This is a genomic window from Pseudoalteromonas sp. MB47 (assembly GCF_011319765.1).
In the GTDB taxonomy this organism is placed as follows: Bacteria; Pseudomonadota; Gammaproteobacteria; order Enterobacterales; family Alteromonadaceae; genus Pseudoalteromonas; species Pseudoalteromonas simplex.
In genome coordinates this window covers 69,654-82,201 of record NZ_VFBD01000026.1, presented here as the reverse complement: position 1 = coordinate 82,201, position 12,548 = coordinate 69,654, and the positions used below count along the sequence as shown (strand labels likewise).

Here is a 12,548-nt window from a genome sequence, read left to right as displayed (position 1 = left end):
GATTTGATTCTCTTGGGGCTGTACATTCGTGCAGCCCTTTTCGTATAAGTTATTAAAAACTATCCTATTCTAATCATTTACTTAAAACCTACCAATTCGAGCTATACTCTAACCTATAAGCCTTTCAACCCAATAAGACTATGCTTAAAACGGTATTTTTCATTATTTGCCTATTTTACTTACCAAGTGTTTTTGCCAAACAAAGTATTATTTTTATAAACCCTGGCTATGAAAATACGAATGTCACAGGCCCATTTTGGTTTGAAGTGTCTCAGTTGATGCGTGATGCTGCCAAAGACTTTGATCTCGATTTAACGATTCATTATGCCAATCGAAATCATATTGAAATGAAGTCATTAGTAGCTAAGGCGATTAAAGCAAAGCCTGATATGCTGATTTTAGTTGACGAAAAAAGCGTGCTCACCCAACAACTTTTAAGCTTAAATAGCACCTCTACACCTATTTATTTTCTACTTAACCGCCCATCAGAATTAGAACTAAAACGTTTGATTGATTATGGCATTAAAATCGCAGGTAGTGTGGAACCCGACAACAAACAAGCAGGGCAATTACTCGCAGATAAACTGATTGAAAAAACTCAGTACGCGGCCAATTTTCTCGCTATAAATGGCGATTACACCACCCATGCAGCACTTGATAGAGAAGAAGGTTTAGAGCAAAGTGTTCAAACGCATGAGAATGCTAATATCACCGCAAAAACGGTTGCCAACTGGTCAGCAACACAAGCGTATCGCCATAGTCTTGGCTACTTTAGCCATCAATCAAACATGAATATTGTCTGGGCTGCCAACGATGCTATGGCATTAGGAGCAATTACTGCGCTTGATGAGTTAAACAAACGCAAAGATGTATTAGTTGGCGCAATAAACTGGCCGCTCAGAGCCGTAGCAGAGAAGATAGACGTCACTATCGGCGGCCATGTTACGTTGGGGGCGTTTGCTTTGGTAAATATTTATGATTTATTGAATAAACACGAAACCAGAACTATGCATCATAAGGTGGCTATTTTCAGCCAACATAACAAACAAACGCTAAAGCTGGTTGAACAAATTCACAGTGATAACTTAGCAATTAACTTTCGCGTTTTCAGTAAATCAAATGAAAATCCCCTTCCCTTCAGTGTTGAATCACTTCTGTTAGAAGCAACCAGAAGCGCACTGTAAAGGGCGTTTACATTACTTATTGCTGAGCCATACAGCTTGGTATGGCATTAGCGACATTGTTTTTGTCTGCTCGGTAATTTGCTCACCGCTAATTAAATCTCGCCATTGCTCGGTACCAATCAAATTTAAGTCGGCAAGCGTAAGCGTTTGCGGCTCGTCACTAATGTTATAAACACAAAACATACTTTGCGAACGATTGATGCTTTGTCGCCAAAAACCAAAGAGCCCTTCGCTTAAATGTAACGTATATTGCGTCGCATTGGGGTGAAATGCACTTTGCGCCTTACGAATAGCCATTAGGTTTTTCATCGCTTTAAACACAGTACGATGATGGGCATTTTCGTTACTTAACTTGGCCAGTAAATCTGACTCTTGCCAGCGGTGACGATTAATCGCTCGGTTATGTTGGCTGTTTTCAAAGCGTTCATAATCATTGGTAGTGCCGAGTAAGCTATGAATATACAAACCTGGAATACCTTCAAGCGCAAACATAATGGCATGCGCACATAAAAAGCGAGCAACACCCCATTTATCTGGGCCTTTATGGGTACCTTGCAACGCATCAAATAAGGCAATGTTTAACTCATAAGGGGTATTGGTGCCATCTGGGGCGGTACGTAATGAAACTTTACCGCCATATTTCGCAGTCGTATTGACCATTTTGGCAATTTCACTTTGCTCTAACAAGCCTTCAACGGGGCGCAGGCCAATACCATCGTGTGAAGCTATAAAGTTAAAGTATGCCGTCCCTTCTTGAGGAGGTGGCATACTCATTATCCAGTGTTTTAATGCGGTACTGTCGCCACTGAGTAAGGTATGTAATAACAGCGGTGGTAATGAAAAGTTGTAAATACAATGCGCTTCGTTGGCATTACCAAAGTACGATAGGTTTTCGCGGTTCGGGATATTAGTTTCTGTGATAATAATCACATTAGGCTCAAAATGCTCAATAAGGGTGCGAAGCAGCCTGATCACTTCGTGTGTCTCAGGCAGGTTAATGCAGCGGGTATTGAGTTTTTTCCATAAAAAAGCCACCGCATCAAGGCGGAATATACGTACACCGTTATCTAAATAATGACGAATAATGCTGACAAATTCATTAAGCACATCTGGGTTAGCAAAATCAAAGTCGACTTGGTCATGACTAAAGGTACACCACACATGTTGCAAACCGTCTTTAGTTTCAACCGCCTGTAAAAGGGGCGATGTTCTCGGGCGAACAACTTGCACAAGGTCATCACTCTGGCTTGCCGTTTTAAAATACCCTTTTCCCGGCTCTTTGCCCTGAATAAAGTTTTCAAACCAAACGCTGCGGCTAGAGCAATGGTTGATCACCAAATCTGCCATCAACCTAACATCCGCTGAAATATCACGGATATGTTGCCAACTACCTAACGCTTCATTCACTTGCACATAATTCATTACCGCGAAGCCTTCATCTGAGCTATATGGGTAAAACGGCAAGATGTGCAGTGCATTAAGTTCAGGTAAGCATTGGTTTTTTACAAAGCGATGTAAGGTATGCAAAGGTGGCTCTTCAGGCTTAGCAACGGCTTCATCAGTATTAGCATGACGTATGATTGAATCACCATAGGCGATTAAAATCATATCTTGCTCATCCCAACGGTTTTTATGCGGCGTTGGGTCTCGAACAGGATCATCACCTAACATGGTACTAATTAGTCTGTCTGCGAGTTGTTCAAGCGTTGTTGATAGTTCAACCTCGCTGTAGATGCAGGTTAAATGCTGAATAACCCTTTGTTGCAAAAGCTCTAAAGTCACGTGCCTTCCCCGTTAAATATATTCTTTGTTATCAAGCTCTACGGCTTCTTCTAAACGAGCAAACACCTCCGGCATTGCCGAAGCTACTCGGTTCCAACTCGGCACAAAGGGTGCTTCCATTGGGTTTTCTAAAAAGTGCTGACCCGCATTCATAATATTTTGTGCAAACATTTCAACGGCTTTTTCTTCGTGGTGAATATCAAGTGTTAAGCCATTCATTAACGCATCGTTGTGATAGGTTTCAATAAAATCGAGTGCAATTCGGTAATAGGTTGCCTTTAATGAACGAATCGTTTCTGTCGTAAAGGTAACGCCTTGGGTAGCGAGCTTTCTGAATAAAGCTTTGGTGATATCAATCGACATTTTCGACAAGCCCGCCGCTTGGTTTTCTAGCGATAAATCTTGGTGTTTATGATCATAGTTATCAGCAATATCGACCTGACATAAACGGTTATGCGAGTAATTGCGATACATCTCTGATAACACGCCAATTTCTAAGCCCCAGTCACTTGGAATACGAATATCGTTGAGTACATCACGGCGGAATGAAAACTCACCCGCTAACGGGTAACGAAAAGAATCCATATATTCTAAGTAATCGTTGCTGCCTAAAATGGTTTTAAATGAACGCAATAACGGCGTTACCAGCAATCGTGACACGCGACCATTAATTTTGCCCTCAGCGGTGCGCGGATAAAACCCTTTACAAAATTCATAGTTAAAGCGAGGATGAGCAACAGGGTAAATTAAGCGTGCTAAAAGCGCTCTGTCGTAAGTCAAAATATCGCAGTCATGCAGTGCAATTGACTCTACTTTTGAGGTTGCCAACTTATAGCCCATGCAATACCAAACATTGCGACCTTTACCTAGTTCTCGTGGCGCAACACCCAATTTTTGTAGTTCTTTATCAAGAGCTTGTAAACGCGGGCCATCATTCCAAAGTACCTTATGAGGCTGATCAAGCTCCGCAAAAAACTGCAGTGCATGGCGATATTGGCTTTCATCAGCGCGATCTAGACCAATGGTAATTTGCGATAAATAAGGCACATGTTTCAGCTCAGCAATAATATTTTGCAGAGCGGGTCCTTCTAACTCACTGTAAAGCGAAGGCAAAATCAGGCCCATTGGGCGTTGTTTTGCAAAGCCCAACAACTCTTTTTCTAGTTCTTCTACTGGGCGGTCAGCAATATTGTGTAAGGTCGTGATAATGCCATTTTGATAAAAATCAGCCATGAGATTGCTCCTGTTTTGCTGCAAAACGCGCTTTGATGATAGTTAACGCAGAAACTTCTTGAACCCAACCTGCTGGGGCGGGTTTTTCGCTGAGCTGCCATGCTTTTTGTAATATTTGTGATTGCACTTGGCTGCCAGGGTTATTGATTAAAATAGCGGTGTCGGCCGCTTTTAGCATGGCTACATCGTTTTGACTGTCGCCAAGCGCTATCACAGTAAATGGATTGCGATAGGCTTTTTTGAACTGATTTAACAGCCACTTTTGTGCAAGTCCTTTATTGTTACCTTTGGTTAAATGGATAAAACGGCCGCCAACAAGCACCTCGTAGCCTGCTTGGCTCATTGCATCTATAAAACCTTGCTTTTCTTCATCACTGCCCGAAAAACAAACCGGATCTGAGTACTGTCTTTGTAGAGCCAATTCACTTTTATCGACGGGGAGTCCTGTTAATTTGGCTATTTCTTGCGCACTAAATTGGCTAAACAAACGTACACAATGGCTAAATTGACTGGCATATTGTTTAAGGTCGTCATGCAATTTATCGGTACTTTGCGTCATGGCAAAGCGCCAATAACCTTTATATTCATCACAGCCAATTGGCTTTACTTTAAAATAGTCTTTCGGGATATAAACAGCCGCACCATTTTCCACAATAAAGGGTTGGTGATGATCCAAACCTTTTTGAATATCAGTAACTTCAGCAAAGGTTTTGCTGGTATTAAAAACCACATTGACACCGGTATCATTCAACTTTGCCAAAAATGGTTTGATCACTTCACATTCGTAACTGTCGTGATCGAGCAATGTGCCGTCTAAATCAGTAAAAATAAGTGGTTGAGAAATTTGATCCGCGAGTAGCTCCATCTTGGTGATATCACGCTCGGTATCTAGCAATAGTAAAGCATCAACGCTGTGCGCAAGAGTGGCTAAGTTTTCCCGCGTAATACGTTCAAAATGAGAGATAAAACGCTTTAAACTCACTTCGTCAAACGTGCCCTGCCCCTGGCCTTTTTTGGCAATTAGTTTATGCTCTTGCTCTAAGCGCCACGCATACACATCTTCAAATGAAGGCGCTTTTAACATAATGGTGTAATCGGCCATTGCGAATACATGTTGATATTCATTCGCTAAGCAACTATTTACGCAGCGACGCCAAATGCCGTCGGCATCTTCTAGTTGCTCTAATTCATTTACCGGAGTTTGCAGTTGATAAGGCTGTTGTGGAGTACTGGCTACACACCAGCCTTCAAAAAACACGATATCAATCGGCTTTTGGTTGCTAGGCCACAGCTCTTTTGGCACTGGATCATCAGTTAGTTTATCAAATTGAGGTAATGGAACATCCACTTTACCTGCCAACAAAGCTGATAAGGTTTGTTCCATTAATTGCGTATCATGTGTACCCGGTACACCACGACTCGCAAACAAAGGATGAACATCTTTAGCAAGCTCATTACGTGCATCACGACTTAAATAAAAGTCATCGATTGATAATGACACGCTATTAAATTCGGTATTGCTATTAACCCAGGTCACTAAGAAGTCAGCGAGGGTCGTTTTACCTGAGCCTTGGCAGCCGTTAATCGCCACCAGCATAGGTTGGCCGGTCATTTTTGCGCTTAAGATATCGTGCGCGAGGGGTATAAAAAACTGCTCACTTAAGTATTGATACTTGAGTGGTAACTGATGCTTCGCTAAAAACGGGGTAATATCCACAACATTTGCCTCTTGCATAATCGCTCCTACCAGTATGACATAGAGATAAATGCAGTTAGTAGACCAGTTTTATAATTCCTTAAATTTTAGTTAGTTACAAAAAAAGCGCATATTTAATGCGCTTTTTTGGTGCAATATTAAAGCAGTTTTTAAGTTCTAATCAGCTTGTTGCACTGCTTTGGGGAGAACAGCATTTAAGATAATCCCCAAAATTGCGCATAAGCTCACACCTTGTAAACTAAACTCATCACCACCGATATGCATACCACCAATACCAAACACTAAAATCAGTGCGATGATAGTCAAGTTGCGAGGCGCGGTAAGATCTTCACCTGATTTTACTAAGGTATTTAAACCAACAACGGCGATAGAGCCAAATAGTAAAATCATGATGCCGCCCATCACAGGTACCGGAATCGTTTGTAAACCCGCGCCCATTTTTGCCACAAACGCCAGCACAATAGCGATGATTGCGGTCCAAAGCATCACTCGAGGGTTGAAGTTACGTGTAAGCATTACCGCTCCCGTTACTTCAGAATACGTTGTATTAGGTGGACCACCAAAAACCGATGCTGCAGAGGTTGCTAAGCCATCACCTAGTAAAGTGCGGTGTAAACCCGGTTTCTTTAAATAGTCTTTACCTGTTACTTGGCTAATAGCCATCATGTCGCCAATATGTTCAATTGCTGGCGCAATGGCTACAGGCACCATAAACAAAATAGCTTGCCACTTAAACTCAGGGTAAGTAAATGCCGGTACCGCAAACCAGTTTGCTTCGGTGACCGCATTAAATTCAACAATACCTATAAATAACGAAGCAAGGTAACCTGCTACCACACCAGCAAGAATAGGAATAAGTTTAAATACACCTTTGCCCCATACCGCAAAAATCAGCGTAACCAGTAATGATAAACCAGACACCCAAATTGCTTGATCATAAGGAACTAATTGTGCACTGCCATCCCCTGTTTTACCCATTGCCATATTCACAGCGACGGGGGCTAATGCTAAACCAATCACCATGATCACAGGGCCAACAACTACAGGCGGTAACACCTTGTGCAGTGCATTCACGCCTTTAAATTTTACAATCAAGCTAAGCGCAACATAACAAAAGCCTGCCACCATCAAACCGCCCATAGTTGCGGGAATGCCCCACATTTGTACCGAGGCGATAATAGGTGCAATGAAAGCAAAAGACGATGCTAAAAAGATAGGAACTTGGCCTTTAGTAACCACATGAAACAGCAAGGTTCCTAAACCTGCGGTAAATAAAGCCACATTAGGATCAAGGCCTGTCAGTAACGGCACAAGTACCAGTGCGCCAAATGCAACAAACAGCATTTGCGCGCCCGTTAGAATGGTTTTTAACGAAAATGTTTGATGATTTTCCACGTGAGCGCCTTACACTGTGCCAAAAATCTTGTCACCGGCATCTCCTAAGCCTGGAATGATGTATCCTTTTTCGTTTAAGTGGCTATCTAATGATGCTGTGAAAATTTCAACATCAGGGTGCACTGCAAGGGTTTTTTCTACGCCTTCTGGCGCTGCTACTAATACAATCACTTTAATATCTTTACAGCCTGCTTTTTTAAGCATATCGATAGTAGCGATCATTGAACCACCGGTTGCCAGCATTGGGTCAATAACGAGGCTTAAGCGCTCATCAATTTTACCCACGAGTTTTTCAAAGTAAGGAACTGGCTCAAGTGTTTCTTCGTTACGCTGAAGACCAACAACACTTACTTTTGCCGCAGGTAATAACTGCATTACACCATCCATCATACCAAGGCCGGCACGAAGAATAGGCACAACAGTAATTTTTTTACCTTTGATATGCTCTACATCTAATGTTGAACCATCCCATCCAGTGATTTGTACGCTTTCTAATGGTAGGTTTTTTGTTGCTTCGTAAGTAAGCAAGGTACCTACTTCAGACGCTAGCTCACGGAAACTTTTAGTACTAATACCTTCTGCGCGCATAAGGCCAAGTTTGTGTTGAACTAACGGATGAGTAATTACATGGATAGACATAAGTAGAACCTAAATGAAATAAATTACGCCTATTTTAGCGTAAATTAATGAGCTCTACTGCAAAAAATGCACAACATTTGCATTAATTCTTTTAAATGACTTAATTTTATTCAATAAAAAGCAAACATACCTGTATAACTTCTTCAACCCGATAGTATTTTCTCCATAATCCAACTTGTATGTAGTGCGGTTTCACCAGTTGATGGGTGTGGTTGCTGAGCATGAAAATAGTTCGACATGTTTTCAACATGATACTGTTGAATATGCGCGGGGTTATCAATTACGAACTCTTGTTTGCCCTGTGCGTTGTTAAGCAAAATCGGTTTTTCGTCAAAAACACTAAAGCTAAGCTCGCCTTCACTGCCAAAAATCATCACATCATCAAAACGATTAGATGAAGCAAAGTTCCAGCTCCCAGTGCCGGTAACACCAGATTGATGCTGCCAGTGCGCGGTAATAGCATCGAACGCAGAATATAAGCCTTGTTGATTAGCACATAAACCATGCACCTTATTAAAATCACCTAAAAGGTAGGCAAGTAAATCAAGACCATGACTGGCTAAATCGTCAAAGTAACCTCCTCGTGCCACGTTTTGATCTGTACGCCAGTTGTATTCACCCGACAAATCAAGAGCGTTAGGAGCTTTACTTAAATGCCAACTAACATGCCGGGGTTTACCAATGGTACCTTGTTCAAGTAACTGCTTAACGTGATTAAAGCGTGGTAATGAACGGCGATAATAAGCCACAAATAGCGGCTGTTTAGCCTCTTTAAATGCTGTAACAATGTCAAGGCTATCTTGATAACTTGGCGCCAGTGGCTTTTCGATACAACACGGTTTACCTGCCGCAGCAACCTCAAGAGCAAACGCTTTATGGCTATCTGGCGGCGTGGCAATATACACGGCATCAACACTGTTATCGTTAATGAGTTCGCTCGGCGATGCGAACACCTTTGCAACATTGTGGCGTTTAGCATAATCATGGGCTTTTTCTAAGTCGCGGCGTGTTACCCCAATAAGCGCAATACCTTCTGCGTGTTGATAAGCAGGGCCGCTTTTCACTTCGGTTACAGCACCACAGCCGATAATGGCAAATCGCATTGGCTTATTCATTGCTAATCCTTTATTTTTAAGTACGTTACAAATTGCTGCTGCATGTAGCCGTTTATTTTTGCATGAGCAGGGCTCCAACCTGCTAAAAAGCGATAAAAATCGCTCCATGCGTAACACCAAAGCGCTCGCCAACTGCTAACAACATGCGCTGGGTTTACATTTGGTTGATAACGTTTTAGTGCCTGTGTGAGGGTGTCAAAATAGCGATTTAAATAGTCATCTGCAACTGATTTTAATGCCGTATCATTTAAGCAACTGCCTAAAAAATACATGACATCAATCACCCCAACCCCCCTGCCTACATATTGAAAATCATAGCCAAGAACATGCTGGTTTTGTGGCGCAATAGCAAAATTGGCAAGCTTAGCATCACCATGAATTAATGTTTGGTAAGGTGACTCATTCAACGCAGTATCAATAGCGTGTGCCTGCGCTTTTAAGCTTAAATCGCTCATACGCTTTAGCTCATCGGGCCGTGTTGCTAAATGCCAATAACTACCTCGCGGCCAAAGGCCATCGGCAGAGCTTGCTAAATGAAAAGCATGAAAGTGTGCAAGCCAGTTTATAATTGCTTCAATGTCGCGGTGTGTAGCACTTGCTTGCTGGTAGCCAACTGCACTGAAATCACTAAATAACAGCGCTTGCTTACTGCCCTCTTGGATTGCCTCAATACAATGAATAGCCGCAGCTTCATGGGGCAATTGCTTAGCGTAATGCCGATACCAATTAAATTCGACTAAGTAAGATTGCCGCTTTCTGGCAAGCGCAAAATCACTTTGTTTTATACGACTATGACTAATTTGGCTAGGCACTTCAATCGCTTTAATTACCCTAGCAGCACCATTCATTTGGCAACGAATAATCTCACCGCATCCGCTCCATACTGATGCCGCTTGCTGTAGCTCTGTAATGTTTGAAAAGTGAGAAGTAACAAATTGCCTAAGATCCATAACGCTCTGTAATTTATATAAACCGATGGCAATGGTAGGTGATATTGGCTATTGGTACAACGACCTATAAGCAATAAAAAACCCGTGCTAAGCACGGGTTTTCGAAGATAAAGTCCTAATACTGCTCAGGACTTGCATTGTTGAATTACTCGTTTACCACACTTTTAAGTGGGTTTACTGGCTTTGCATTGTCATCCAGTAAGTTCATGTCAAAGTCAAACTCATCAACACGAATCGCTTTTTCACGTTTCTTGTTGTAATCAATCAGTTTTGCATACTCTTCTTCGTTGATAACACTTGCAACAAGTGCATTATCAAGCGTTTCTGCAAAACGAACACCCGGCTTAATAGTTTTAGCACGCAGTGCTTTTTTAACTTTTGCAAGTAAATCAAGGCACGCCATTTTCGCTTTGTACGCTTGCTCATTGATGTAATGACCATCACCTTCAATTGGATTAACCAAGTGAGTGATTTGCGCTTTAAATGCCGTATCCATTTGCGCTTGAGTGGCAAGTTCACGGATTAAATCATCGCTGATCTTAGGCATTTTCAATGAGTAGTTCATCGTAATGAAACGCATAAACTTACGAGTACCACTTGCAGGGAAGTTATCTAAGAACTTATGCAATGCTTCTTCAGCGCTTTGTAGTGCAAAGCGAGTCGCATAGTGGAAGTAAGGCGCAGCTTGCTCACGTTCACTGCTTGCTACTTTTTGCTCGTAATATTTAATTGATGCCATCGCCGCATACAAGAAGCTCATTACGTCGCCTAAACGTGCAGATAGCATTTCTGCTTGCTTAAGTTTGCCGCCCAGTACCAATAACGAGAAGTCAGCGTAAACTGCAAGTTTTGCAGATAATTTATGCGCTGCTTTTTCGTATTCACGTACTTCGGGTAGTGACGATTTAGCACCGGCAGTAAACGGTAATACACCTAAACGGAAAGCACGTAAGCTGTTAGCTACGCTGTAACCTACTGTTTTACGTAAGATGCTGTTGAATTCTTTATCTGCATTTTTGTCTTCGCTATGGATAGACTCAACCATAGATTGAAGGTAAGGGTGACAACGCATTACACCTTGGCCAAAAATCATTAGGTTACGAGTAAGAATGTTTGCACCTTCAACCGTGATTGCGATTGGTTGTGCAACATATCCACTTGCTAATGTATTTTGCGGGCCATTTTGAATTGCTTTACCTGCTTGAATATCCATTGCTGAATCAAGCACGTTACGACCGATTTCTGTCATGTGGTATTTAGCAATAGCAGTGACTACAGATGGTTTTAAGCCCATGCCTAAACCTTCTGTTGTTAATACACGCATTGCTTCTTGAAGATAAGTTTTACCTGCGATATCAGCAAGCTTCTCTTGAATACCTTCGAATTGACCAATCGCCAGACCAAACTGCTCGCGAACTGCTGCGTACTCAGAAGCACCTTTAAATGCTACCTGTGATGAACTAACACCTAGTGCCGGTAAAGAGATACCACGGCCTGCACCTAAACAGCTAACCAGCATCTGCCAGCCACGGCCGATGTTCTTTTGACCACCAATGATGAAGTCCATTGGTACAAATACTTTTTCACCGCGAGTCGTACCGTTGTAAAAACGGATACCCATAGGATCATGACGATTACCAAGTTCAACACCAGGGTGATCTTTAGGAATTAGCGCACAGGTAATACCGAGGTTTTCTTTGCCACCGAGTAAACCATCAGGGTCAACTACTTTAAATGCTAAACCTAATACTGTCGCAATTGGCGCAAGTGTGATGTAACGTTTGTCCCAGGTAATTTCTAAACCTAGCACTTCTTCGCCATTAAACTGACCACGTTTAACAACACCGATATCTGGAATACCACCCGCATCTGAACCCGCTTCTGGGCTAGTTAGTGCGAAACAAGGAATGTCGCGACCATTTGCAAGACGTGGTAAATAGTGATCTTGTTGCTCTTTAGTACCAAAGTGAAGTAATAGCTCACCTGGGCCTAAAGAGTTAGGAACCATCACGGTTACCGCAACCGCAGAACTCTTAGTCGCGATAGTCGCAACGATTGTTGAGTTTGCATAAGGGCTGAACTCTAAACCGCCGAATGATTTAGGAATGATAAGCGAGAAAAAGCGCTCTTTTTTCAAGAAATCAAGAATGTAGTCAGGAAGATGAACACCGTTTTGAATTTCAGAATCATCAATCATAGATAATAATTCTTTCACTGGGCCATCTAAGAATGCTTGCTCTTCAGCGCTCAGCTTAGCTGCTGGCACGTCACGAAGTGCATCGAAATCAGGTTTACCTTGGTAGATTGAACCTTCTAACCAAACATCACCCGCATCTAACGCTTCTTGTTCTGTAATTGAAATACTAGGTAATACTTTTTTTAATTTTGTACGTAAGCTCATAATAAACTCATCCGACCAGATAGTAATACCTACATTACGTCATAAAATAAGCAATAGATCAATTGGTCCAACCAGTTTTTTTAACATTTTTTTATATTTATTTTTTCTTTGCATGCTAAGCACTTGAATACA

Annotated in this window: 9 protein-coding genes; 1 reads left to right on the top strand and 8 read right to left on the bottom strand. The window is 41.9% G+C overall.

All coding sequences use genetic code 11. The features are described 5' to 3' along the window. Positions 1-140: 140 nt before the first annotated feature. Positions 141-1,184 carry an ABC transporter substrate-binding protein gene (locus tag IMPJCBKJ_RS14270; protein ID WP_166340772.1) on the top strand — a complete coding sequence of 348 codons (1,044 nt, stop codon included), beginning with the start codon at positions 141-143 and terminating at the stop codon, positions 1,182-1,184. A 12-nt stretch (positions 1,185-1,196) separates the two neighbouring features. Here IMPJCBKJ_RS14270 and IMPJCBKJ_RS14265 read toward each other — a convergent pair whose 3' ends face one another. From IMPJCBKJ_RS14265 to IMPJCBKJ_RS14230, 8 genes are all read right to left on the bottom strand, one after another. Beyond that, positions 1,197-2,966, bottom strand: a complete 1,770-nt coding sequence (locus tag IMPJCBKJ_RS14265; RefSeq protein ID WP_166340771.1) for an alpha-amylase family glycosyl hydrolase — start codon at positions 2,964-2,966, stop codon at positions 1,197-1,199. Positions 2,967-2,978: 12 nt separating this feature from the next. After that, a complete protein-coding gene (locus tag IMPJCBKJ_RS14260) occupies positions 2,979-4,199 on the bottom strand; it encodes a glycosyl transferase (protein ID WP_166340770.1) in 1,221 nt (406 codons plus the stop codon). Then, positions 4,192-5,934, bottom strand: a complete 1,743-nt coding sequence (locus IMPJCBKJ_RS14255) for an HAD-IIB family hydrolase (RefSeq protein ID WP_166340769.1) — start codon at positions 5,932-5,934, stop codon at positions 4,192-4,194. The genes IMPJCBKJ_RS14260 and IMPJCBKJ_RS14255 overlap by 8 nt, the downstream gene beginning before the upstream one ends. 138 nt (positions 5,935-6,072) lie before the next feature. After that, complete coding sequence (locus IMPJCBKJ_RS14250) at positions 6,073-7,311, bottom strand: uracil-xanthine permease family protein (RefSeq protein WP_166340768.1); 1,239 nt, start codon at positions 7,309-7,311, stop codon at positions 6,073-6,075. A gap of 9 nt (positions 7,312-7,320) precedes the next feature. Continuing rightward, positions 7,321-7,950 (bottom strand): uracil phosphoribosyltransferase, encoded by a 630-nt coding sequence (gene upp, locus IMPJCBKJ_RS14245; RefSeq protein ID WP_166340767.1) that lies wholly within the window; start codon positions 7,948-7,950, stop codon positions 7,321-7,323. Positions 7,951-8,093: 143 nt separating this feature from the next. Beyond that, entirely contained in the window at positions 8,094-9,065 is a 972-nt protein-coding gene (locus IMPJCBKJ_RS14240) for a Gfo/Idh/MocA family oxidoreductase (protein ID WP_166340766.1), read from the bottom strand. 2 nt (positions 9,066-9,067) lie between these two features. After that, the gene (locus tag IMPJCBKJ_RS14235) at positions 9,068-10,015 is read right to left on the bottom strand and encodes an aminoglycoside phosphotransferase family protein (RefSeq protein WP_166340765.1); all 948 of its coding nucleotides are present in this window, start codon (positions 10,013-10,015) and stop codon (positions 9,068-9,070) included. A 145-nt stretch (positions 10,016-10,160) separates the two neighbouring features. Then, positions 10,161-12,416 carry an acyl-CoA dehydrogenase gene (locus IMPJCBKJ_RS14230; RefSeq protein ID WP_138599424.1) on the bottom strand — a complete coding sequence of 752 codons (2,256 nt, stop codon included), beginning with the start codon at positions 12,414-12,416 and terminating at the stop codon, positions 10,161-10,163. Positions 12,417-12,548: the final 132 nt, after the last annotated feature.